Annotated in this window: 21 protein-coding genes and 1 pseudogene; 15 read left to right on the forward strand and 7 right to left on the reverse strand. The window is 70.3% G+C overall.

What is annotated here, in order from left to right; all coding sequences use genetic code 11:
- Nucleotides 1–20: 20 nt before the first annotated feature.
- Together ACQP09_RS21570 and ACQP09_RS21575 are read right to left on the reverse strand one after the other, a co-directional pair.
- On the reverse strand, nt 21–629 hold the full coding sequence (locus tag ACQP09_RS21570) for a phage tail protein (RefSeq protein WP_432147180.1): 609 nt from the start codon (nt 627–629) through the stop codon (nt 21–23).
- A gap of 209 nt (nt 630–838) precedes the next feature.
- Nucleotides 839–1249: a hypothetical protein gene (locus ACQP09_RS21575; RefSeq protein ID WP_053559776.1), complete on the reverse strand. Its 411-nt coding sequence runs from the start codon at nt 1247–1249 to the stop codon at nt 839–841.
- A 343-nt stretch (nt 1250–1592) separates the two neighbouring features.
- Between ACQP09_RS21575 and ACQP09_RS21580 the strand changes: the two genes are divergently transcribed.
- Nucleotides 1593–1904, forward strand: a complete 312-nt coding sequence (locus tag ACQP09_RS21580) for a hypothetical protein (RefSeq protein ID WP_433402047.1) — start codon at nt 1593–1595, stop codon at nt 1902–1904.
- An 83-nt stretch (nt 1905–1987) separates the two neighbouring features.
- Here the strand turns inward: ACQP09_RS21580 and ACQP09_RS21585 are convergent, their stop codons facing one another.
- Entirely contained in the window at nt 1988–2194 is a 207-nt protein-coding gene (locus ACQP09_RS21585) for a hypothetical protein (RefSeq protein WP_433402049.1), read from the reverse strand.
- A gap of 134 nt (nt 2195–2328) precedes the next feature.
- A pseudogene (locus tag ACQP09_RS21590) lies at nt 2329–3108 on the reverse strand (hypothetical protein); the annotation flags it as partial.
- Nucleotides 3109–3303: 195 nt separating this feature from the next.
- Here ACQP09_RS21590 and ACQP09_RS21595 point away from each other — a divergent pair.
- The 5 genes from ACQP09_RS21595 to tuf all read left to right on the forward strand — a co-directional run bounded on the left by ACQP09_RS21595 (nt 3304) and on the right by tuf (nt 8378).
- On the forward strand, nt 3304–3750 hold the full coding sequence (locus tag ACQP09_RS21595) for a helix-turn-helix domain-containing protein (protein WP_433402050.1): 447 nt from the start codon (nt 3304–3306) through the stop codon (nt 3748–3750).
- Between the two features lie 264 nt (nt 3751–4014).
- Complete coding sequence (rpsL, locus tag ACQP09_RS21600; RefSeq protein ID WP_003948652.1) at nt 4015–4386, forward strand: 30S ribosomal protein S12; 372 nt, start codon at nt 4015–4017, stop codon at nt 4384–4386.
- A gap of 2 nt (nt 4387–4388) precedes the next feature.
- Nucleotides 4389–4859, forward strand: coding sequence for a 30S ribosomal protein S7 (gene rpsG / locus ACQP09_RS21605; RefSeq protein ID WP_003966970.1), 471 nt, complete (start codon nt 4389–4391; stop codon nt 4857–4859).
- 38 nt (nt 4860–4897) lie between these two features.
- On the forward strand, nt 4898–7027 hold the full coding sequence (gene fusA / locus ACQP09_RS21610) for an elongation factor G (RefSeq protein WP_433402053.1): 2130 nt from the start codon (nt 4898–4900) through the stop codon (nt 7025–7027).
- A 157-nt stretch (nt 7028–7184) separates the two neighbouring features.
- Nucleotides 7185–8378 (forward strand): elongation factor Tu, encoded by a 1194-nt coding sequence (gene tuf / locus ACQP09_RS21615; RefSeq protein WP_018490814.1) that lies wholly within the window; start codon nt 7185–7187, stop codon nt 8376–8378.
- 146 nt (nt 8379–8524) lie between these two features.
- Here the strand turns inward: tuf and ACQP09_RS21620 are convergent, their stop codons facing one another.
- Nucleotides 8525–9679, reverse strand: coding sequence for a histidine kinase (locus ACQP09_RS21620; RefSeq protein ID WP_433402056.1), 1155 nt, complete (start codon nt 9677–9679; stop codon nt 8525–8527).
- 219 nt (nt 9680–9898) lie between these two features.
- Here ACQP09_RS21620 and ACQP09_RS21625 point away from each other — a divergent pair, with 219 nt between their 5' ends.
- The 3 genes from ACQP09_RS21625 to ACQP09_RS21635 all read left to right on the forward strand — a co-directional run bounded on the left by ACQP09_RS21625 (nt 9899) and on the right by ACQP09_RS21635 (nt 17352).
- Nucleotides 9899–16087, forward strand: a complete 6189-nt coding sequence (locus tag ACQP09_RS21625) for a DNRLRE domain-containing protein (protein WP_433406701.1) — start codon at nt 9899–9901, stop codon at nt 16085–16087.
- Between the two features lie 137 nt (nt 16088–16224).
- Nucleotides 16225–16719 carry a hypothetical protein gene (locus tag ACQP09_RS21630; RefSeq protein ID WP_433402058.1) on the forward strand — a complete coding sequence of 165 codons (495 nt, stop codon included), beginning with the start codon at nt 16225–16227 and terminating at the stop codon, nt 16717–16719.
- Between the two features lie 30 nt (nt 16720–16749).
- Nucleotides 16750–17352, forward strand: coding sequence for a response regulator transcription factor (locus tag ACQP09_RS21635; protein ID WP_433402060.1), 603 nt, complete (start codon nt 16750–16752; stop codon nt 17350–17352).
- Between the two features lie 135 nt (nt 17353–17487).
- On the opposite strand, the gene ACQP09_RS21640 is transcribed toward ACQP09_RS21635, so the two are convergent.
- Nucleotides 17488–18213: a S1 family peptidase gene (locus ACQP09_RS21640; protein ID WP_433402062.1), complete on the reverse strand. Its 726-nt coding sequence runs from the start codon at nt 18211–18213 to the stop codon at nt 17488–17490.
- 159 nt (nt 18214–18372) lie between these two features.
- Entirely contained in the window at nt 18373–20397 is a 2025-nt protein-coding gene (locus tag ACQP09_RS21645) for a PIG-L family deacetylase (protein WP_433406702.1), read from the reverse strand.
- Nucleotides 20398–21028: 631 nt separating this feature from the next.
- Between ACQP09_RS21645 and rpsJ the strand changes: the two genes are divergently transcribed.
- Genes rpsJ through rpsS form a run of 6 tightly spaced genes read left to right on the forward strand, consistent with a single transcriptional unit; the run spans nt 21029 to nt 24144 of the window.
- Nucleotides 21029–21337 carry a 30S ribosomal protein S10 gene (gene rpsJ, locus ACQP09_RS21650; protein WP_003948644.1) on the forward strand — a complete coding sequence of 103 codons (309 nt, stop codon included), beginning with the start codon at nt 21029–21031 and terminating at the stop codon, nt 21335–21337.
- A 14-nt stretch (nt 21338–21351) separates the two neighbouring features.
- Entirely contained in the window at nt 21352–21996 is a 645-nt protein-coding gene (gene rplC / locus ACQP09_RS21655) for a 50S ribosomal protein L3 (RefSeq protein ID WP_003966960.1), read from the forward strand.
- A 4-nt stretch (nt 21997–22000) separates the two neighbouring features.
- Complete coding sequence (gene rplD, locus ACQP09_RS21660; protein ID WP_003966959.1) at nt 22001–22651, forward strand: 50S ribosomal protein L4; 651 nt, start codon at nt 22001–22003, stop codon at nt 22649–22651.
- Nucleotides 22651–22974 (forward strand): 50S ribosomal protein L23, encoded by a 324-nt coding sequence (rplW, locus tag ACQP09_RS21665; RefSeq protein WP_007446738.1) that lies wholly within the window; start codon nt 22651–22653, stop codon nt 22972–22974. The genes rplD and rplW overlap by 1 nt, the downstream gene beginning before the upstream one ends.
- 39 nt (nt 22975–23013) lie before the next feature.
- A complete protein-coding gene (gene rplB, locus ACQP09_RS21670) occupies nt 23014–23850 on the forward strand; it encodes a 50S ribosomal protein L2 (RefSeq protein WP_003966957.1) in 837 nt (278 codons plus the stop codon).
- Nucleotides 23851–23862: 12 nt separating this feature from the next.
- Complete coding sequence (gene rpsS / locus ACQP09_RS21675; RefSeq protein WP_003966956.1) at nt 23863–24144, forward strand: 30S ribosomal protein S19; 282 nt, start codon at nt 23863–23865, stop codon at nt 24142–24144.
- Nucleotides 24145–24187: the final 43 nt, after the last annotated feature.

The raw sequence follows: 24187 nt of genomic DNA on the forward strand, positions 1-24187 counted from the left end.
GTGTTGCGGGCGTACGGGTGTTACGGCGCCGGGACCGTCGGCACCGTGTAGGCCGCGTCCTTCATGACGAAGGTCGCCAGCGCCTGGCCGTCGCCCGGCGACAGCGCGGTGAAGGTGACGCCCAGCTGCGCCGCCGCCTTCCGGGCGAGCTTGATGTCGTCGGTCGCGGTGACCTGGCCGCGCGGGATGACGAAGCGGTAGGTGACCTCGGAGCCGTCGGTGAACTCCAGGCCGAGGGCCCGCTCGTCGAAGGTCGGGCCGTCCGGGACGTCGAACTGGAAGACGTTCGCGGCGTCGCCGTCCTTGCGGATGTCCGTGGACTTGCCGCCGAGGAAGAACGGCAGCGTGTCCTCGTTGAACTGGAGCATCGCGAACTTCAGCGTCAGATCGCGGTCCGCGTAGACGAACCGGGCCGGGCTGATGGACTGCCACGTCTCGACCGGGTCCAGCTTGTCCTTCTTGGCGAAGGTCACGCCCTCGGTGGAGGTGTAGCCGAGGTCGGTCCAGGCCGGGCCCCAGTCGGCCGCCGGGTTGTCGGAGAAGGCCTCCGGCAGCGGCGCGTCGATCTCGGCGACGAGGATGCGGCCGGTTCCGGCCACGCGGATCTCGGAGGCGTTGTTGCCTGCCATGGATGGCTCCTTGGGTGGTTGGTCCCTGAGTAGGGGCGGGTGTGGTGCCGGGTGGTGCGTGCCGTACCGGGTACGGCAAAGGCCCCGCCGGAGAGGCAGGGCCTGGTCTGTGGGGCGTACGGGCCGGTGGCCGTACGGGGGGACTTGCCGGCGTACGGCCTCGAAGGCGTACGGGACCGGTCCGACGCGTACGGGACCGGCGTACCGCGTCAGCCGATGCGCAGCGAGACGCGCAGGACGCAGAGGTAGCGGTTGGCCGCCGGGTACAGGTACTCGGGCAGCCAGCGCGGGCCGTCCGACTCGACGACATCGCTGATCACGATGTTCGTCCCGTACCGCCGGCCGACCGCGGCGAGCAGTTCGGCCCGGGCGGAGTTGGCCAGGCGGTGCGCCGTGGTCTTGTCCGGCCCGTAGGCCTCCAGCTCGATCAGCGGCTGGTCCAGGTGGAGGTCGTCGATCCAGGCGCCACCGCGCCGGGAGACGATCACCGCCTTCTGCGTGCCGTCGAAGCCCGGCGGCGGAGTCTCGTCCACGACCGCGTCCGCCAGATCGGCGCGCTCGGAGAGAAGCTCCACGACGATGGCTTCCACGTCGGGGAAGGTGCTCGGAGGTGAGGTCATGGCAGGGCGATCACTCCTGTTCGCGGAGGTGGTCATGGAGGCGTCCGGCGAGGCGTCCGAGACGTACTCGAAGGGCCGGAACGCGGGCGGCGGAGCCGCGCCCGGAGGGTGGGCGCAGCTCCGCCGCTGCACTTATTGTGACTGAGATCGTGCGAGCACGCAACCCATTGGGGCGAGCGCGCAATTTTGCCGGTCGCGGCTCCGGGAGCCTCCGCGCCTCGTCGACGTGCGGCGGGGCCTGTTCTCGCCTCCCGCATCCCTCCCCCAGGTGCGTTAGTCTGCGGTTATCGAACTGGCATTCGAGAGGCGGCGGTTCTGCAGCGAGAAGCGCCCGGGACGAGGCGTGCTGAGCACGGGAGCGGGGGAGTGGGTGGACGGGAGTGAGCCGGTGATCAGTGCCCAGGAGCGGCTGGCCGATGTCATGGCTGCGGCGGTCGAGGTGGCCGCGGAGTCGGGAGAGTCGGGTACGTACACCGCGGAGGTCGCCCGCACCCTCACCGCCGTCGTGGGCAAGGTCGGCGCGAGAATCGCCGTCGAGGCGGAGACGCGGGGGTTCCGCAGCGGCTGGGGCGAGGCGGTCGCGCTGGTCTCCGGAGGTACGGAGGGCGGGGCCCAGGTGCTCCGTACGGCGAACGGGAACGCGCCGGAGAGGTAGCCGGGGAGGCGGCGAAAAAGGGGGAGAGGTGAGAGAGGGGCGGCCCGAACGGGCCGCCCCTCTCTCACCTCTCCTGTTTCCGTTCAGCGCGCTACGGACGGCTTCCGCCGGGCCGCCCGTTCCGCCGCGAAGACGTCTTCCAGCCGGAACGTGTGCGCCCGGCCTTGCCGGCCCGCCGGGCTGAGGTGGCCCAGCTGGACCCACTTGCGGATCGTCGCCGGGGTCACGCCCGCCTCGTGCGCGGCCAGGGCGCCCGTCACCAGGGCCGGGGCCGGGTCCGGGCCCGTCATCGGCTTCCCTCCCGCCGCGTGGTGCCGGCCGTGCCGGTGGTGGGGTCCGTCTCCCGCCGCGTGGTATCCGCCGTGCCGGCGGTGAGCTCCGTCTCCCGCCGCGTCGTGCCGGCCGTACCGGCGGTCGGGTCCGTCTCGCGTCGTGCCGTGTCCGCCGTCGAGGCCGTCAGCTCCGCGAGGTCCGCCCCCGACTCCGTCGCCAGCCGCACCCACGCACCCTCGCTCCACGCGTGCCGGTGCGCCGGATCCGTACGGCAGTCGCAGGTCCCGTCCGTGCAGCGGCAGGCCGGGTTGACGCAGAGGACCGCCCGGCGCGCGGGGAAGGCCCGCAGGGAGACCGAGTCGCACCAGGGGCAGCGGCCGCTCACCCGTACCACCGGTTCGGCGCCGCCCAGGGCCCGGGTGCAGCGCCGGGCCATCCGGCGGACCTCGTCCCGGACGTGTTCGAGGAGTACGTCGTCGGCGGCGGCCCGGTCGAGCAGCCCCGCGATCCGCAGCAGCCGGCCGGCCACCCGCTCGCGGCGCGGGCGGGACAGCCGCAGCCGGTCGTGGACGGCCTCGTCCAGCTCGATCACGCCATCGGTGATGTCCCGTACGGCATCGGAGATGTGCAGCCGGAGCGGCGAGGTGCGGGCTCCGGACGGGGTGAGGCCGTGCGTCTGCTCGGCGAGCAGGGCCTCCTCGCGCTCGGCGCGGGTCGGGCCGGCCGGGGTCGGGCGGGCGCCGGCGGGGGACGGGCGCGGGGCGGAGGAGGAGCGGTAGGCGGGGGCCAGCTCGGTGAGCAGCTCCGGGAACTGGCGCAGCAGCAGCTCGATCCAGAGCATGGCGTCCGCGGTCACGGCGTCCGCGGTCGCGTTCGCGGTCACGGCCCCGGGTGTCCGCGTGTTCGATGTGGATGCGTTCGGTGTGTTCATGGCGATCCCTTCTCCCCGCACAAGGTGTTGCGAGTCCGCACCTTGGCATGTTGCGCGCTCGCACGCAAGGGAGAATGGCGGGCTGTGCCACCTTTATCTCCACAGATTTTGCTCAAACGGTATGGGTCGGCGGGGTAATTCCTTGCGCGCAAGCGCGATAGTCTGATGCTTGCTTCGGAGGGAGGCGAGTGCCCCATGACCACGGGCGAACTCGACAGCTTCGCGACCTGGATCGAGGAACTGATCCGTCGGCGCGGCTTCGACATCGACAGTCCACGCGGCGGCGGCAAGTCCCGCCTCGCCGACGAGGCCGGGGTCCACCGGGCCGCCATCACCCGCCTCCTCCAGCGCCAGAGCATGCCCGACCTGGAGACGACCAGGCGCCTCGCCCAGGTGCTGCAGGTCCCGGTGCGCGACATGCTCATCCGCTCCGGCCGGCTCACCGAGGAGGACCTGCCGCTGCCGTCCGCGCCGGCGGGCGCGCCCGAGGCGGGCGGGCGTCCGCTCACCCTCGAAGAGGCCGCCGTGGCCCTCGGCGTACCGGCGGACCGGCGCGAGATGTTCGTCCGGGTCGCGGCCCAGTTCCTCCCCGACCCGGCGGCCACCGCCACCGGCCGCCGGGCCCCGCTCGCCTCCGACTGAGCCCGGGGCGGCCCCGGCGTGTCGGGGTGGACAGCATTTGTTTTGACCCAGGTCCGTGAGGTAGGTACGCTCAAGCCTTGTGCCTGGGGTGTGCCTGGGCTCCGGTGCGTGTCCTCAACCGCAGCGCGAGCCCGTCCGTAGCCACCGCAATCTGCGCCCTTCTGCCCCTAGGGCGGTAGTCAGCAGTATTCGACACACCCGACCGCGTGGGTCGGAGATGTTCCAGGTTAGTTTCACGAACGGCACACAGAAACCGGAGAAGTAGTGCCTACGATCCAGCAGCTGGTCCGGAAGGGCCGGCAGGACAAGGTCGAGAAGAACAAGACGCCCGCGCTCGAGGGTTCGCCCCAGCGTCGTGGTGTCTGCACGCGTGTGTTCACGACCACCCCGAAGAAGCCGAACTCGGCGCTCCGTAAGGTCGCGCGTGTGCGTCTGACCTCCGGCATCGAGGTCACGGCCTACATCCCGGGTGAGGGACACAACCTGCAGGAGCACTCCATCGTGCTCGTGCGTGGTGGCCGTGTGAAGGACCTGCCGGGTGTTCGTTACAAGATCATCCGCGGCTCCCTTGACACCCAGGGTGTCAAGAACCGCAAGCAGGCCCGCAGCCGCTACGGCGCCAAGAAGGAGAAGTAAGAATGCCTCGTAAGGGCCCCGCCCCGAAGCGCCCGGTCATCATCGACCCGGTCTACAGCTCTCCTCTTGTCACCTCGCTGATCAACAAGATCCTGCTCGACGGCAAGCGTTCCACCGCCGAGCGGATCGTGTACGGCGCCATGGAAGGCCTCCGCGAGAAGACCGGCAACGACCCGGTCATCACGCTGAAGCGCGCGCTTGAGAACGTCAAGCCCTCGCTCGAGGTCAAGTCCCGCCGTGTCGGTGGCGCCACCTACCAGGTGCCGATCGAGGTCAAGCCCGGTCGCGCCTCCACCCTCGCTCTGCGCTGGCTCGTCGGTTACTCCCGCGCCCGCCGCGAGAAGACCATGACCGAGCGCCTCATGAACGAACTGCTCGACGCCTCCAACGGCCTCGGCGCTTCGGTCAAGAAGCGTGAGGACACCCACAAGATGGCCGAGTCCAACAAGGCCTTCGCGCACTACCGCTGGTAGTCGCTCCCCCCATCGAGACCGAGAGAAGACTGAGCCATATGGCCACCACTTCGCTTGACCTGGCCAAGGTCCGCAACATCGGGATCATGGCCCACATCGACGCGGGCAAGACGACCACCACTGAGCGGATCCTCTTCTACACCGGTGTGAGCTACAAGATCGGTGAAGTCCACGACGGCGCTGCCACGATGGACTGGATGGAGCAGGAGCAGGAGCGCGGCATCACGATCACGTCCGCCGCGACGACCTGTCACTGGCCGCTCAACGATGTTGACCACACCATCAACATCATCGACACCCCGGGTCACGTCGACTTCACCGTCGAGGTGGAGCGTTCGCTCCGCGTCCTCGACGGTGCCGTCACCGTGTTCGACGGTGTCGCGGGTGTCGAGCCGCAGTCCGAGACCGTCTGGCGTCAGGCGGACCGCTACGGCGTGCCGCGTATCTGCTTCGTCAACAAGCTCGACCGCACCGGTGCGGACTTCTTCCGCTGCGTCGAGATGATCGTGGACCGCCTCGGCGCGACCCCGATCGTCATGCAGCTCCCCATCGGCGCCGAAGCGGACTTCACGGGCGTTGTCGACCTCGTGTCGATGAAGGCCTTCGTGTACCCCGAAGAGGCCGCCAAGGGCGAGATGTACAACATCGTCGACATCCCGGAGAACCTCCAGGAGTCGGCCGTCGAGTGGCGCGGCAAGCTCCTTGAGGCCGTCGCCGAGAACGACGACGCCATGATGGAGCTGTACCTGGAGGGCAACGAGCCCACCCAGGAGCAGCTGCACGAGGCGATCCGCCGCATCACCCTGGCCTCCAAGGGCAGCGCCGACTCCGTCACCGTCACCCCGGTGTTCTGTGGCACCGCGTTCAAGAACAAGGGCGTCCAGCCCCTGCTCGACGCGGTCGTGCGCTACCTGCCCTCCCCCCTGGACGTCGAGGCCATCGAGGGCCACGACGTCAAGGACCCGGAGAAGGTCATCGCCCGCAAGCCCTCGGACGACGAGCCGTTCTCCGGCCTGGCGTTCAAGATCGCGAGCGACCCGCACCTGGGCAAGCTCACCTTCGTCCGGATCTACTCCGGTCGCCTGGAGGCCGGCACCGCGGTGCTGAACTCCGTCAAGGGCAAGAAGGAGCGCATCGGCAAGATCTACCGCATGCACGCGAACAAGCGTGAGGAGATCGCGTCGGTGGGCGCCGGCGACATCATCGCCGTCATGGGCCTGAAGCAGACCACCACCGGTGAGACGCTGTGCGACGACAAGAACCCGGTGATCCTGGAGTCCATGGACTTCCCGGCACCGGTCATCCAGGTCGCCATCGAGCCCAAGTCCAAGGGTGACCAGGAGAAGCTGGGTGTCGCCATCCAGCGCCTCTCGGAGGAGGACCCCTCCTTCCAGGTGCACTCCGACGAGGAGACCGGCCAGACCATCATCGGTGGTATGGGCGAGCTTCACCTCGAGGTGCTTGTCGACCGCATGAAGCGCGAGTTCCGCGTCGAGGCGAACGTCGGCAAGCCGCAGGTCGCGTACCGCGAGACGATCCGCAAGGCCGTCGAGCGCATCGACTTCACGCACAAGAAGCAGACCGGTGGTACCGGCCAGTTCGCGAAGGTGCAGATCGCTCTCGAGCCCATCGAGGGTGGCGACGCGTCCTACGAGTTCGTCAACAAGGTCACCGGTGGCCGCATCCCCCGCGAGTACATTCCCTCGGTGGACGCGGGTGCGCAGGAAGCCATGCAGTTCGGCATCCTGGCCGGTTACGAGATGGTCGGCGTCCGCGTCACCCTTCTCGACGGTGGTTACCACGAGGTCGACTCCTCGGAGCTCGCCTTCAAGATCGCCGGTTCGCAGGCGTTCAAGGAGGGTGCCCGCAAGGCCTCTCCCGTGCTCCTGGAGCCGATGATGGCCGTCGAGGTCACCACGCCCGAGGACTACATGGGCGATGTCATCGGCGACCTCAACTCCCGCCGTGGCCAGATCCAGGCCATGGAGGAGCGCAGCGGCGCTCGCGTCGTGAAGGGCCTCGTGCCCCTCTCGGAGATGTTCGGCTACGTCGGAGACCTCCGCAGCAAGACCTCGGGTCGCGCAAGCTACTCGATGCAGTTCGACTCCTACGCCGAGGTTCCGCGGAACGTCGCCGAGGAGATCATCGCGAAGGCCAAGGGCGAGTAACTCTCCCGAGCTCACGCTTTAGGCTTGTCACCGGAGCCGGGCGGGCATGCGGCACAGCGCGCGAGCACTGTGCCGTATGCCCCCGGCGCCGGCACCCCAGCAAAGATCACCTGGCGCCGATGAAGCAAGGCGTACAGAACCACTCAGGAGGACCCCAGTGGCGAAGGCAAAGTTCGAGCGGACTAAGCCCCACGTCAACATCGGCACCATCGGTCACATCGACCACGGTAAGACGACCCTCACGGCCGCCATTACCAAGGTGCTGCACGACGCGTACCCGGACCTGAACGAGGCCTCGGCCTTCGACCAGATCGACAAGGCTCCCGAAGAGCGCCAGCGCGGTATCACCATCTCCATCGCGCACGTCGAGTACCAGACGGAGTCGCGTCACTACGCGCACGTCGACTGCCCCGGTCACGCGGACTACATCAAGAACATGATCACGGGTGCGGCGCAGATGGACGGCGCCATCCTCGTCGTCGCCGCCACCGACGGCCCGATGCCGCAGACCAAGGAGCACGTGCTCCTGGCCCGCCAGGTCGGCGTTCCGTACATCGTCGTCGCCCTGAACAAGGCCGACATGGTGGACGACGAGGAGATCCTGGAGCTCGTCGAGCTCGAGGTCCGTGAGCTCCTCTCCGAGTACGAGTTCCCGGGCGACGACGTTCCCGTCGTCAAGGTCTCGGCGCTCAAGGCTCTCGAGGGCGACAAGGAGTGGGGCCAGTCGGTCCTGAACCTGATGGCCGCCGTGGACGAGTCCATCCCGCAGCCCGAGCGTGACGTCGAGAAGCCGTTCCTCATGCCGATCGAGGACGTCTTCACGATCACCGGTCGCGGTACGGTCGTCACCGGCCGCATCGAGCGTGGTGTCCTCAAGGTCAACGAGACCGTCGACATCGTCGGTATCAAGACCGAGAAGACCACCACCACGGTCACCGGCATCGAGATGTTCCGCAAGCTGCTCGACGAGGGCCAGGCCGGTGAGAACGTCGGTCTGCTCCTCCGTGGCATCAAGCGCGAGGACGTCGAGCGCGGCCAGGTCATCATCAAGCCGGGTTCGGTCACGCCGCACACCGAGTTCCAGGCGCAGTCCTACATCCTGTCGAAGGACGAGGGTGGCCGTCACACCCCGTTCTTCAACAACTACCGCCCCCAGTTCTACTTCCGTACCACGGACGTGACGGGCGTGGTGACCCTTCCCGAGGGCACCGAGATGGTCATGCCGGGTGACAACACCCTCATGGACGTCGCGCTGATCCAGCCGGTCGCCATGGAAGAGGGCCTGAAGTTCGCCATCCGTGAGGGTGGCCGGACCGTGGGCGCCGGCCAGGTCACCAAGATCATCAAGTAGTTCTCTGCTTGGTCCTTGGACCTGGTGGCTCATTGAGTCGCAAGAAGGGCCCCGCATCTCGCAAGAGGTGCGGGGCCCTTCGCCGTGTCCGGAAGCCTCAGGCATACGGAGGCGGGGGCGGCGGATCCGTACGCCACGGCCCGGTCCTACGGGCGCGGCACGACGGCCCCCTCCCGCGGTACGACGGCTCTCAGCGTGAAGGTCCCGTCCTCGGCCCCGGCGGTGAACTCCCCGCCCAGCGCCAGGACCCGCCCGCTGAGCCCGGCCAGCCCCGTGCCGTGCCGCCCGGACGCGGCCGACGCCGGCGGAGCGGCCTCGGCGCCGTCGTTGCGGACCGTCAGCCGGACCGCCGTGCCGTCCGTGCGCAGGGTGATCGAGCAGTGCGTGGCCCGGCTGTGCTGGAGTACGTTGCCGACGGCCTCGCGCAGGACGAAGCGCAGGCAGCCCACGACCGCCGGAGCGGCCTCGGTCCGCGGCGGCAGCACGGTCCGTACCTCCACGCCGGACGCGGTGAGGACCCGCTGCGCGTGCCCGAGCTCCTCGGAGAGCGAGAGGCCGCCGACGTCGGGCCGGCTGATGGAGCGCACGTCGTCGTGGAGCCGCCGGGCCAAGGCGATGATCTCGGTCAGCGCGGCCCGCTCCTGCCCGGAACCGCCGCGCAGCGCCGTCTCGCCCTGGAGCGTGATCGCCGCCAGCGACGACCCGACCAGGTCGTGCAGGTCCTGCTGCATCCGCGCCCGCTCCCGCTGCTCGGCCAGGTGCGCCGCGTGCTCCCGGCTGCTGTGCAGCCGGGCCGCGAGCAGCGCCAGGTGGGCCACGGCGAAGACGGTGGTCGCGGTGATCGCCGTACCGAGCAGGATGTTGAGCGCGCTCCGGTCGGTGTCGATGAACCCGGTGGCGGCCAGCAGCGGCCCACTGGCCCCGACCGCCAGCGCGAGCGGTACGGAGGTGCCCGGCGGCAGGGTCAGCAGGACCGCCCCGGCGAGGAACCCCAGCAGGCTCAGCCACCGGTAGTGGAAGAGCAGCAGCGGCAGGTAGGTGAGCACCGCCTGCACGAGCAGCAGCACCCACCGCCGGCGGTAGGGCAGCCGGTACGGCGGTGGCGCGTACTGGCCCAGCATGAGCGCGGGCATCAGCACCAGCACGGTCAGGCCGGCGACCACCGTCCGTCTGCCGAGCGGTGAGGCCGCCACCTCCAGAGCGACCAGTGTGAGGGACCCGACCACCAGGATGACCAGGGCTCCGAAGGCGACCCCGGAGCCATGCGGCGCACCTGCTCCCAGGCCTGCTGGACGCCGCATCAGGAGCTCCTTCGTTCCGCTCTCCGTGCCTGACTTCGTGAAAGCTTCACTTCTTCACCACCGGTCCCCCTGCTTTGATCGCCTCTGTTTCATGCCCACTACAACAGAGAGTTGTCCGACGTGTCGGAGCACATACCTCCCGCCGCTGGCTGGGAGGGCTCATCGTTGGCCCTGCAACGGCGAAGACGGCTTCTGCCGCGGATCGCCCTCGGCGCGGCCATGGTGCTCGCGGTGGAGATGGCCCTGGTGACGGAGAGCGGCCAGGCCGTGGCCGTCACCCAGCAGGTGCCGAAGGCTCCGGTCGAGGAGAAGCCGGTACCGGAGGGGCCCCGCGAAGCCGCGGACATCCTCTCGGCGAGGGTGGCCGCCAAACTGTACGGCAGGCGGGTCGAGGCGCTGTCCGAGCGCACCGAGACCTCCACGACCTGGGTGAACAAGGACGGTTCGCTCACGACCGAGCTGACGGCTGGTCCGGTCCGCTTCGAGGAGAACGGCACCTGGACCGATGTCGACGTCGAGCTCCGCGAGACGGCCGCCGGCGGCGTCGAGGCCAAGGCCCACCCGAACGGCCTGAGCCTGGCGGGCAAGGGCGGTGCGCTGCCGCGCTCGGTGCGCGAGGCGGACCGGGCCCCCGCACGTGACCTGGTCACGCTCGGCGAGGGCGACGAGCGGATCACGCTCCAGTGGAAGGGCGGACTGCCCGCACCCGAACTGGACGGGACGCGCGCCACCTACCCCGAGGCCCTGCCGGGCGCGGACGTCGTCGTCGAGTCGACCCGTACGGGCTTCGAGCAGTACGTCGAGATCAAGAGGCGTCCGGCCGAGGGCTACTCGTACACCCTGCCGCTCAAGGCCAAGGGCCTGACGGCGAAGGAGCAGCCCGACGGCAGCGTGCTCTTCACCGACCGGAGGAACGGCAAGCGGGCCGTGATGCCCGCGCCGGTGATGTGGGACTCCACCGTCGACCAGGTCTCCGGCGAGCGCACGCGCCGGGTGCCGGTGGCGATGAAGGTGGTGCCCAGGAAGGGCGCCGTCGACCTGGTCGTCACGCCGGACGCGGAGTTCCTCGCCGACCCGGAGACGGTGTACCCGGTGACGGTCGACCCGTCGACCTCGTCGCTGTCGAACGTCTTCGACACCTACGTCCAGCAGGGCGAGACCCGCGACTGGTCCACCGATGTCGAGCTGGACTTCGGCAACCCCGGTACGACGAACGCCAACGGCACGCCCCGTACCGCCCAGTCGTTCATCACCTGGAACACCGCGCCGATCGCCGACGCCCTGGTCTCCAGCGCCAAGCTGAGCCTGTGGAACTTCCACTCGGCCAACACCACCTGTGCCGCCCAGCCGTGGCAGGTCTGGTCCTCGCCCGCCGCGACGACGGCCAGCCGGTGGACCAACCGGCCGACGATGACCGCGATGAAGGCGGAGTCCACCGAGACGCGCGGCAACACCGCCTGCACCGGCCAGCCGGACGGCTGGATCAACGCGAACGTGACCACGCTGGCCCAGGAGTGGGCCGCGGCCAAGGCCACCCGCGGTCACCTGGGCATCCGGGCCAAGAGCGAGACCACGGTCGCCCAGTGGAAGCGGGTGAACTCCGCCAACGCCGCGAAGAACCCGCCGAAGCTGTCGGTGACGTACAACTTCCGGCCGCGTACCGGCACCAAGCAGGAGGCGGGACCGCCGTTCTTCTCCTACTCCGGCGCCTACATGGTCAACACCCTGACGCCGACGCTGCGCGACACCTTCGTCGACGCGGACGGTGACAAGGTCAACGGCACCTTCCAGATCTTCGACAACGCCACGAACACGCAGGTCGGCTCGCCGATCGTGTCGAAGTACGTCGCGTCCGGGCAGGCCGCGTCGGTGACCGTGCCGGCGGGCGTGCTGGCCGAGGGCAAGACGTACAAGTTCCGTACGAGCCCCTACGACGGCACGCACTACAACACCGGCTGGTCGGCGTGGAAGACCTTCACGGTCGACACCAGGGCGCCGTCCGCACCGACGAGGATCACCTCCACCGACTACCCCTCCGGGCAGTGGGTCAAGGGCGCCGGGCAGCCGGGCACCTTCACGGTGACCCCGCCGAGCGGCTCCGACCACAACTGGCTGGAGTGGTCCCTCGACGGCGTGACCTGGACCAAGGTCGTCACCGGTGGCGCCGCCGCGAACAAGGCGGTCTCCGTCACCCCGCCGAAGAACGGCAGCCACACCCTCCAGGTGCGCTCCGTCGACAAGGCGGACAACAAGTCCGAGGCGCTGGAGTACGTCTTCCACGCCGGCTCGGGCGGCTTCGTCCAGCCCGCGGAGGGTGAGCGGACCGCGCGCCGGCTGCCGCTGGTCGCCGAGGCGGAGGGCGGCAAGTACAACGCCGTCGCCTTCTCCTGGCGCCGTTCCGAGGCCGACCCGTGGGTGCGGATCCCCGTCGGCCACGTCACCTCCGGCGGCAGCGCGCTGACGGCCTGGCCGGTCCCGCTGACCAACGGCCGCAACGCGCCGCTGGTGTGGAACGCCACCAGTACGGTCGACCCGGACGGCACCGTCCAGCTCAAGGCCGACTTCACCGGCCCGAACTCCGCCGCCAGCAGCACCGTGCCGCTGACCGCGGTCGTCGACCGCAACGCGGACGGCGCGGCCACCAGCGAGGTCGGTCCGGGCTCGGTCAACCTGCTGACCGGCAACTACACGCTCTCCGAGACCGACGTGTCGCTCTTCGACCTGTCGGTGTCGCGTACGGCCGCCTCGCGCACCCCGAACCGGGGCGCCGACCAGGAGGGCCAGGCCGCGATCTTCGGCAAGGAGTGGGTCTCCGGCACCGCCGCCGAGGCCACCGAGTCCGACTACAGCCACGTCCGGCGCATCTCCGACACCGCGGTCGACGTGGTGCTGGAGGAGGGCGACGCGATCCACTTCACCGCGAACGCGGCGAAGAACGGGTGGATCCCGGAGCCCGGCTCCGAGGACCTGACCCTCAAGGGCAGTGTGAGCGGCACGTTCACGCTCTCCGACACCGAGGGGACGGTCACCACCTTCGTCAAGGCGGACGCCGCGGCGACCACCTGGCAGCTCTCCAGCGTCCTGGACGACGGCCTGACCAACTCCACGACCAAGGTCGTCTCGGAGACCGTCACGGTCGCCGGCAAGAAGCTGGCCCGTCCGAAGCGGATCATCGCCCCGACCACGGCCGCCACCACGGCCGCGTGCGAGACGACGCCCGCGACCAAGGGCTGCAAGGTCCTGGAGTTCGTCTACGCGACCACCACCACGGCCACCGGCACGGAGACCAACGCCCAGTTCGGCGACTTCACCGGCCAGGTCCGCGAGATCCGCGTCTGGGCCACGAGCCCCGGCGCCTCCGCCGCCACGGCCACCGCCGTCGCGACCTACCGCTACGACTCCAACGGGAGCCTGCGCCAGCAGTGGGACCCGCGCCTCAGCCAGGCCTCCCAGACCCAGTACGCCTACTACGGCGGCCGGGTCACCTGGATGCAGCAGCAGAGCCAGCTCCCGTACACCTTCACGTACGGCAACGCCGGAGCCGGCACGGCCCCCGGCGACGGCATGCTGCTGAGCTCCTCCCGGCAGGCCCTCAAGCAGGGCACCGTCAACACGGTCGAGGGGAACGCGGTCACCAGCATCGTGTACGGCGTCCCGCTCACCGGCACCAAGGCCCCGTACGCCATGGGCGCGGCCGACGTCCGCACCTGGGGCCAGAGCGACGCACCCAGCGACGCCACCGCGGTCTTCCCCGCCGACGCGGTCCCCGCCTCCCACTCGGGCGCGGACCTCGCGGCCACGGGCTACCGCCGCGCCACCGTCACCTACCTCAACGCGTCGGGCCGCACCGTCAACTCGGCCACGCCCGGCGGGCACGTCACCACCACCGAGTTCGACCGGTTCGGCAACACGGTCCGTGAGCTGACCGCGGGCAACCGCGAACTGGCGCTCGGCGTGCGCGAGGAGCACCGGGACGTCCTCACCGACCTCGGGCTCAGCGCGATGCCGCCGGCCGAGCGCGCGCAGCTGCTCTCCACGGTCTCGACCTACGACGAGGCGGGCGTGCGCAAGACCGAGCAGTTCGGCCCGACCCACCGCGTGGACCTCTCCGAGGACCTCAAGGACGGCTCCACGGTCCTGGTGGGCGCGGGCACCTCCGTGCCGGCGCGCGCCTGGACGGTCAACGAGTACGACACCGGCCGTCCCACCGACGGGACCGCCAAGGCGAAGGACCAGCTCACGCTGGCCATCACCGGCGTCCGGGTCCGTGACTACTACGGCGTCATGGGCGAGAAGCGCCTCACCGAGACCCAGTACGACTGGGTCAAGGGCCTGCCCACCCTGACGATCCAGGACCCGGGCGGCCTCACCATCACCACCAGCACCGGGTACGACGCCCAGGGCCGGGTCACCTCCCAGGTGCTGCCCGGCGGCACGGGCGGTGACGCGGCCAGCCGGATCACCGAGTACTGGTCGGCCACCGGCACCGGCTGGTGCAAGGGCCGGCCCGAGTGGGCGGACCAGCCGTGCTGGACCGGCCCGGCCGGTGACATCACCGGCGGCGGCTCCCACCCGGCCAAGCTGCCCAACACGACGACGGAGTACGACCGCTGGGGCAACCGGGCCGTCGTGACGGACGAGGTCGGCGGGGTCTCCCGGACGACCGCGACGACGTACGACGCCGCCGGACGCAAGATCTACGAGGCGGTGACGGGCGGCCTCGGCCAGGCCGTACCGGCGGCCACCAGCGAGTACGACCCGGCCACCGGGGCGGTCGTCAAGGTCTCCTCGCCCACCGGGGGAACGATCACCAGCGCCTACGACCTGCTGGGCCGGCTGATCTCCTACACCGACGCCGACGGAGGCGTCACCAGGACCGAGTACGACCTGCTCGACCGGAAGGTCAAGGAGAGCGACTCCGTCCCGACCACGGTGACCTACACCTACGACCACACGGCCGAGCCGCGCGGTCTGCTCACCACGAAGGCCGACTCCGTCGCCGGCACCTTCCGCGCCACCTACGACGCGGACGGCTCGGCGGCCACGGAGAAGCTGCCCGGCGGTTACACGCTCCGGATCACCGGGGACACCACCGGGACGGCGGTCAACCGCACCTACACCCGGGACAGTGACGACACCACCGTCTTCACCGACTCGGTCACGCGCAACGCCCACGGGCAGGTCGGCACCCACGCCGGCTGGTCCGAGCAGCGCTACCACTACGACAGGGCCGCCAGGCTGACCGGCGTGGAGGACAACGTCGAGGGGGAGTGCACCCGGCGTACGTACACGCTGGACCGGCGCTCCAACCGGACGTCGCTGGCCACCGCGGTCGCGGCCCCCGGCGCCGACTGCCCCGCGGGCGGCGGCACGACGGTGAACCACCGCTACGACAGCGCCGACCGCCTGGTCGACGCGGGTTACGGCTACGACGCCTTCGGCCGGACGACGGCACTGACCGGCACCACGGTCGGCTACTACGCCAACGACCTCGTCCACCGTCAGACCGCCGACGGCCGGCGGCAGACCTGGGAGCTGGACGCGAGCCTGCGCCTGCGCTCCTGGAAGGTCGAGACCGGCTCCGGCTCCACCTGGACGCCGGCCGAGTCCAAGGTCAACCACTACGACAGCGACGGCGACAACCCCCGCTGGATCGTGGAGGACACCACCACCGGCGCACTGACCCGCAACGTCGAGTCGGCCGCCGGTGACCTGGGGGCGACCACGGAGAAGACCGGTGGCACCGTCCTCCAGCTCTCCACCCTCCACGGCGACATCGCGCTGCAGCTGCCGCTGAACCCGGAGGAGGCGCCGACGGTCCTGGACGCCGACGAGTACGGCAACGCCCGCCAGAGCCAGGAGCCGGTCCGCTACGGCTGGCTCGGCGCCAAGCAGCGCTCCACCGAGACCCTGACCGGTCTCACGCTCATGGGCGTGCGCCTCTACAACCCGGCCACCGGCCGCTTCCTCTCCAGCGACCCGGTGTACGGCGGAAGCGCCAACGCCTACGAGTACGGCTACGCGGACCCCGTCAACAAGTTCGACCTCGACGGGAAGTGGGTGCCGCTGGTCGTCTTCGGCGTCCGGGCGGCGATCGCCTGCTACCGGTACTGCAAGAAGACGTACAAGGCCGCCAAGTACGCCTACCGTGGCTACAAGTGGGGCAAGTCCATGCGCCGGGCGCGTCATGTGGGCAACAGGAAGCGCGGTCGCAGCCTGGTGCGGGGAGTCGGGTGCGCGGTCGCGGGATACGGGATCGGCGCCGGAGTGATCGGCCACGCCGGGTCGCAGAGGGCGAACGTCCAGCGCGGCTGGGGCTACCTCAGCGCCGGTGTCTCACTCGGCCTGTACTCCCGTATCGGGACGTGCCAGCCGTTCGGGAAGGGGGGCGGCAGGCGCAGACGGTGACCGGGCGCTCCGCACCCGGTCCACGCTTCGGCCGATGAGGCCGTGAACGGGTGGCGCATACGGACCCTTCCGTATGCGCCACCCTCCATTCGTCCGCTTCCACCGTGCCGAGCGGGCACCGAGGGAGAGTCCGCACCATGAAGTCCTCCGTACCCCTGCCCACCAGATTCCGCATCGCCTTCCGCAACTTCTGGATCCTGGCCTCCCTGTCCGCAGGGGTGGCCGTCGCCTCGGACGAATCCCTCCTGGGGCTGATGGGCTCCTACCCGATCGAGATCGCGATCATCTACACCGGGCTGCTCCTCCATCCGTTCACGCCCATGCTGCACGCCGGCGCCGGGGCGCCTCCGGAGCTCGGTCCGACGGCCGGGGGCTGGCTTCTGAAGAAGCGTGCCCGGTATCTCGCCGCCGGTGTCGCGACCTACGTGACCTGCGCAGCACTCATCGGTGTCCTCGGCGGAGCAGTCGCCAGGGGACGGGAGTGGCCGGCGGTGTTCGCGTCCCTCGGCGACGTACTGACCGGCGTGGAGACGGCGGTGCTGCTGGCAGCCCTCGTGTCCGGCTGCCTCCTCCTGCCCGGCCGCTTCTTCGGGGCCCCCGGCCGCCACCGGAAGGCGGACGCCTCGCCGTGAACGCCCAAGCGGTGGGCGATAATCGAACCCGTGATCAGGGTGCTGGTGGTCGACGACCATGACGTGGTGCGGTCCGGCCTGGCGGTGCTCCTGTCGGCCGAGCTCGGCATCGAGGTGGCCGGCCAGGCGGCGGACGGCCCCGCCGCGCTCGCCGAGGCGGAGCGGCTGCGGCCGGACGTGGCGCTGCTCGACATCGACCTGCCCGGCCTCGACGGGATCACCGTCGCCGCCGCGCTCGCGGAACGCCTGCCCTCCTGCCGTACGTTGATGCTCACCGCGCTCGACCGCCCGGGCCACCTGCGCCGCGCGCTGGCCGCCGGCGCCGCCGGATACCTGCTCAAGAGCACCCCGCCGGCGGGTGTCGCCGACGCCGTCCGGCGGATCGCCGCGGGCGGCCGGGCCATCGACGCCCGGATGCGGGAGGAGGAGCGGACCGGCCCCAGCCCGCTCACCGACAAGGAGGCCGAGGCCCTCCGCCTCGCCGCCATGGGCGCGCACTCCCGGGAGATCGCCGCCGACCTGTTCCTCAGCGTGGGCACCGTACGCAACCGGCTCTCGTCGGCGGTCGGCAAGCTCCACGCCCGCACGCTGGTCGACGCCGTCCGGATCGCCACGCACCACGGGTGGCTGTAGGGGGTGTCCGGCTAGGCGGTGTCCCCTCATGGATGTAGGGCCCCGGTACCTCAGGGCGGAGAGGTAAGGGGGCCCTACGTTCAGAAGGGGCGGCGGGTCGGTCAGGTGCCCGCCGCCCCGAAGGGTGACGGCCGGTCAGACGCCCGCGATGGACCGGATCCAGGAGCGGTACGCGGTGACGTTCGTGTACGCCGTCGTGGTCTGCCGGTCGCTGGTGGAGGCCACGCCGACCTGGATGCCGTTGGCCGTCATCGGGCCGCCGGAGTCGCCGCCGGCGGTGATGCCGTTGCCGCGGCGGGCGCAGATCGCCGAGCCGCCGTACGCGTCACCGCAGCCGCCGCTCACCGTCACGTTGGCGACCTTCAGGTAACGCGACTGGCAGTTGGCCTCCGAGCCGCACTGCGAGGTGGCGCCCCAGCCCCAGACCTGGACGCTCTGCCCGACGCTCACCGAACCGGGGTTGCCGAGGCGGGAGTAGGTCGTCTGCACGGAGCGGTCCAGGCGGACCAGGGAGATGTCCGCGCTGTGGTTGTACGTCTGGACGCCGTTGGCCACCACGCCGCCGCTGTGCTGGTCGAGGCTGCCGATGCGGAACGACAGGCCGCCGCCGGTGACACAGTGCCGGGCGGTGAGGATCCAGGTCGGCGCGATGATCGTCGCCGAACAGGTCTCTCTTCCGTTGGAGAAGAGCCGCGCGGCCCACGGCGCGTTCTGCGCGTAACCGCCGCCGATGATCTGCGTGGTGGGCGGCGGGGCGTCCGTGAGCGGGGGCTGCGGGGCGGCGGTGGCGGCGGGGGTGAGAAGAGCGAGGATGGTGGCCGCGGCGGCGAGGGCAGCGGGAACTAGCCTTGCTATTCGCATGGTTCCTCATTTCGGGGAGCACGCTGAGGGGCGTGTTTGTGGGGGTTGACGGCCCCAGAGTGTCGAAGAACCCATCGGCCGGGTACTAACGCTTTCCCATAACGCCGCGTTATGCCCCGGCGAACCTTAGGTGGCGCCACGGAGCCGTTCCCGAAACCCTTAGACAGCGCTCCCGGGACGCCAGATCCACGGCGCCGCGTCCGGCCCGAACCCCACGACCGTGGCCGCTCCGTCCGCCGCGAGGTGGAGCGCCGGCCCGTCCAGCGCGACCGGCCCCCGTGAGCGTACGGCGGTGGCTCCGGCGGTACGGAGGTGGAGCGCGCCCTCCGCTCCACGGCCGAGCAGCGTCAGGCCCCCGGCGGAGGAAGCCGCGGCCACCGGACCGTACCCCGCGAAGCGCGGGGCCGGCTCGCTGCCCACGACGGTGAGCCCGGCTGCCTCGGCGGCCCGGTAGTACAGCTCCACCGACCCGTCCGGCGCGGCGACGGCGGCCGGTGCGTGGGAGGGGACAGGGGCCTCGGTCAGCTGCGTACGGGCGGTGACCTCCGTGCCCGGCGCGTCCTGGGTCCAGTGGTGCACGGAATGGTGCCCGGCCGCGTACACGTGCACGCACCCCGCCGCGTCCACCACCGCGCTCAGCCCGTCCTGCACCTCGCCGCCGCCCAGATCGCGCCACGCCCCCCAACGACCGCTGCCCGCCTCGCGTATGCGGGTGCTCAGCCCCTTCTCCGCGTTCCGTACGAAGAGGTGGACGCGGCCGTCCGGCGCGGCGATCGCGACCGGTATGCCGATGCGGCGGCCGTGGTCGCTGCCCGCCGCCGGGTTGCCGAGCCCCTGCCAGGCGCGGAAGGGGCCGCCCGGCGAGCGCTGCTCCAGCACCACGATCTCGCGCTCGTTGTCCGAGCCGTGCCCGCCGAGCGCCGCGAACCGCAGCCCGAACAGCAGGTGGCGCCCGTCCGCCGTGGCCGCCGAGCCCAGCACCGGGGCGAGCGGGCCGCCGCCGAGGTCGTCCGGCGCGTCCCAGACCCCGCTGCCGGGCGCGCTCTCGCGCCACCGCACCGCGCGCAGCCCCAGCACCCCGTACGCGGTGAGCCGGCCGTCCGCTCCGGAGGCGACGGCGGTACGCGGGCCCGGGTAGCGGTGGTGGGTGGAGCGGACCCAGCCTTTCCGGTTGGTCAGCGGGCGGTCGCCGCCGACGTTGTAGTCGCCGCAGCCGGACGGGTTGCCGCACTCCCAGTCGGGCGAGCCGCCGTACGGGACGAGGTGGGCGGCCTTGCGCTCCAGCACCTCCGGCGGCAGGTTCTTCGGCCAGTGCCGGTTGTAGTAGCCCCGGAACGAGGAGACCGTGAACCCGGGAACGGGCTCCCCGGCCGACGTCGCCCGCGCCACCCGGCGGATCAGGGCCGCCCAGGCGAAGCCGCCGGCCGCGGTGTGGTCGGCGTGGTCGGAGTAGCCGCGCTGCTCGCTGTCCCGGCGCCGCTCGTACTCCGAGCTGGACTGGAGGTCCGGGTCGGGGTCCAGGGTGTGCACGAGGGTGGGCCGGTACCGCTCCAGCAGCCCGACGAGGACGTCGACGAGACCGTCGTACGTATACGAACCCGCCCTGTCCACCGGGGAGTCGTCGGCCACGACGGTACGCAGCACCAGGCGCCGGTCCTGCCAGAGGCTCGGCAGCCCGAGCCGCCCCCGGCCGGTGTGCATCGCGGTGTTGAGGAAGACCAGCTCCACCCGGCGCACCCCGTTCACCAGGACGTTCACCTCGGCCCGGTGGCCGCCGTGCAGCGGGAGCACCGACCGCTCCCAGGGCGTGAAGCGGTCGAGGCCGAGGAGCTCGGCGTACGCCTGGCGCAGGCCCTGGTGGCGGGAGGAGGAGTACGCGGCGCGGTCGGCGGCCGGGCGGGGCGCACCGGGGATCTTGTTGACGCCGTCCGCCTCGCCCGCGGTCAGGTACACGCAGACCAGCGGGGTCCCGGCGTCCAGGGCCTGCCGGGTGTCGGGGTTCATGAAGTACAGGTCGTCGTCCGGGTGGGCCAGCAGCTGCATGATCTGCGCCCGCCGGGTGGACGCTATGGCCAGCCCGGGTGCCGGATCCGGCACCGGCCCCCGGCGCCGCGGAGCCGGTACGGCGCATCCGGCGAGCGCGGCGGTCGCGGTGGCCGTCAGAAGGAGCGTGCGCCGGGGCACCCGTATTCGGGACAGGACAGACCGATCCACCACGCCACGCACCCCGTCCGCTCCCGCGTCCCCCGCAGCGGGCGAACGGTCGCCCTGTCCTGCGTACTCCTGGCTCTTCGCGCAGGTCAGCGGCTGGTCGGCGGCGCCTGCGGGGGGAGAGACGGGGATCGCGGCACAGAGGTTGCCCGGTCAGGGTGTGGCGTCGCGCACCACGAAGGCGGGCAACAGCGCCGCCGGATGCGCGCCTGCGTTTGAGCACTCGCTCGCGCGGGGTAGGATTCCCGACTCGATTGGCCAGGCCCGCGCCCCGTATGGCACACTGACCAGGTTGCTCGGTTGAGTGTCAATGCTGCGCGCCTCCCGCCGGGAGGACCGGAAGCGAGTCCCACAGTACTCGTCGGCCCTGTATGGGCCGGACGTACGGGAATCTTCCGGGAAGCAAGGCAGGGCGCCGACCAGGCACCCGGTGGGTGTTCCGCCCCCGGTTCCGCGGTCCCAGGGCCCGCACCCCCTTGGTTGGGATTTCCTCCGGGAGATTTTCGTAGAGGGGATGCGACACGCCCGACCGCGTGGGTCGGAGGAGGAGTCCAGAGAACCCCCGGGTTCCAGAGCGTTACGAGAGACAGGACTACTAGTAGCCATGGCGGGACAGAAGATCCGCATCCGGCTCAAGGCCTACGACCACGAGGTCATCGACTCCTCGGCGAAGAAGATCGTCGAGACGGTGACCCGCACTGGTGCGTCGGTCGCGGGCCCGGTGCCGCTGCCCACTGAGAAGAACGTGTACTGCGTCATCAAGTCGCCGCACAAGTACAAGGACTCTCGCGAGCACTTCGAGATGCGCACGCACAAGCGCCTCATCGACATCCTCGACCCCACGCCGAAGACGGTTGACTCGCTGATGCGCCTCGACCTCCCGGCGGGCGTCGACATCGAGATCAAGCTCTGAGGGGACGGGCCGAGATGAGCAAGAACATCAAGGGCGTCCTGGGCGAGAAGCTCGGCATGACCCAGGTCTGGGACGAGAACAACCGGGTCGTCCCGGTGACCGTCGTCAAGGCCGGGCCGTGCGTCGTGACGCAGGTTCGCACCAACGACAGCGACGGCTACGAAGCGGTCCAGATCGCCTTCGGCGAGATCGACCCGCGCAAGGTGAACAAGCCCCTCAAGGGTCACTTCGCCAAGGCCGACGTCACCCCGCGCCGCCACCTGGTGGAGCTCCGCACCCCTGACGCCAGCGAGTACACGCTGGGCCAGGAGGTCACTGCCGAGGTGTTCGAGTCCGGCGTCAAGGTCGACGTCACGGGCAAGAGCAAGGGCAAGGGCTTCGCCGGTGTCATGAAGCGTCACAACTTCAAGGGCCTCGGCGCCGGGCACGGCACCCAGCGCAAGCACCGTTCCCCCGGTTCCATCGGTGGCTGCGCCACCCCTGGGCGTGTCTTCAAGGGCATGCGCATGGCGGGCCGTATGGGTAACGAGCGCGTCACCACCCAGAACCTGACCATCCACGCGGTTGACGCGGAGAAGGGTCTGCTCCTCATCAAGGGCGCGGTCCCCGGTCCGAACGGCGGCCTCGTCCTGGTCCGTACCGCGGCCAAGGGGGCTTGAGGTAATGAGCACCATTGACATCCTTTCGCCGGCAGGCGACAAGGCCGGTACCGTCGACCTCCCCGCGGAGATCTTCGACGCCAAGACCAGCGTTCCGCTGATCCACCAGGTCGTTGTCGCTCAGCTGGCGGCTGCCCGTCAGGGCACGCACAAGACCAAGCGCCGCGGCGAAGTCCGCGGTGGTGGCAAGAAGCCTTACCGCCAGAAGGGCACCGGCCGCGCCCGTCAGGGTTCGACCCGCGCCCCGCAGTTCGCCGGTGGTGGCGTCGTCCACGGCCCGCAGCCGCGTGACTACTCGCAGCGGACCCCGAAGAAGATGAAGGCCGCCGCCCTGCGCGGTGCCCTCTCGGACCGGGCCCGTCACTCCCGTATCCACGTCGTCACCGGCGTGGTCGAGGGTGCCGCCTCCACGAAGGCCGCCAAGACGCTGCTCGGCAAGATCTCGGAGCGCCAGAACCTGCTCCTGGTCGTCGACCGCGCCGACGAGGCCGCGTGGCTGTCCGCGCGCAACCTGCCCCAGGTGCACATCCTGGAGCCGGGCCAGCTCAACACGTACGACGTGATCGTCTCTGACGACGTGGTCTTCACCCAGGCCGCTTTCGAGTCCTTCGTGTCTGGCCCCCAGACCGCTGAGACCGAAGGGAGCGACGCCTGATGAGCGAGGCGACCGTTACCAGCAAGACGTACTCGGACCCGCGTGACGTTCTCGTCAAGCCCGTGGTCTCCGAGAAGAGCTACGCGCTGCTCGACGAGAACAAGTACACGTTCATCGTCGCGCCGGGCTCCAACAAGACCCAGATCAAGCAGGCCGTGGAAGCGGTCTTCTCGGTCAAGGTCACCGGGGTCAACACGATCAACCGGCAGGGTAAGCGCAAGCGCACCAAGACCGGCTTCGGCAAGCGCTCGGACACGAAGCGCGCCATCGTGACCCTCGCCGAGGGCGACCGTATCGACATCTTCGGCGGCCCGACCTCCTAACGGAGTTCGAGTCGTCCGGAATCGGACGAGGACTGAGAAATGGGTATCCGCAAGTACAAGCCGACGACCCCGGGCCGTCGTGGCTCCAGCGTCGCCGACTTTGTCGAGATCACGCGGTCCACGCCGGAGAAGTCGCTGGTCCGCCCTCTGCACAGCAAGGGCGGCCGTAACAACGCCGGTCGTGTGACCGTTCGCCACCAGGGTGGTGGCCACAAGCGCGCCTACCGCGTGATCGACTTCCGTCGTCACGACAAGGACGGCGTGCCGGCCAAGGTCGCGCACATCGAGTACGACCCGAACCGCACCGCGCGCATCGCGCTGCTGCACTACGCGGACGGCGAGAAGCGTTACATCGTCGCTCCCCGTGGCCTGTCGCAGGGTGACCGTGTCGAGAACGGTCCGACCGCCGACATCAAGCCCGGTAACAACCTGGCGCTGCGCAACATCCCGGTCGGTACGACCATCCACGCCATCGAGCTGCGGCCCGGCGGCGGCGCGAAGTTCGCCCGTTCCGCGGGTGCCTCCGTGCAGCTGCTGGCGAAGGAGGGCACCATGGCCCACCTTCGTATGCCGTCGGGTGAGATCCGCCTGGTCGACGCGCGCTGCCGCGCGACGATCGGTGAGGTCGGCAACGCCGAGCAGTCGAACATCAACTGGGGCAAGGCCGGCCGCATGCGCTGGAAGGGCGTCCGCCCGACCGTCCGCGGTGTCGCGATGAACCCGGTTGACCACCCGCACGGTGGTGGTGAAGGCAAGACCTCCGGTGGACGCCACCCGGTCTCGCCGTGGGGTCAGAAGGAGGGTCGTACGCGTTCTCCCAAGAAGGCGAGCAACAAGTACATCGTCCGCCGCCGCAAGACGAACAAGAAGCGCTAGGAGCGGGTTTAGATGCCGCGCAGTCTCAAGAAGGGGCCCTTCGTCGACGGCCACCTCATCAAGAAGGTGGACGTACAGAACGAGGCAGGCACCAAGAACGTCATCAAGACCTGGTCCCGTCGCTCGATGATCGTCCCGGCCATGCTGGGTCACACCATCGCGGTGCACAACGGCAAGATCCACGTCCCGGTGTTCGTCACCGAGTCGATGGTCGGCCACAAGCTCGGCGAGTTCTCGCCGACTCGCACCTTCCGCGGCCACGTCAAGGACGACCGGAAGTCGAAGCGCCGCTAAGCGCGGGGTGGAAACGACTATGACTTACACCGAAGGGACAACC

The sequence above is a fragment of the Streptomyces sp. CA-146814 genome, assembly GCF_050942385.1.
Lineage (GTDB): Bacteria > Actinomycetota > Actinomycetes > Streptomycetales > Streptomycetaceae > Streptomyces.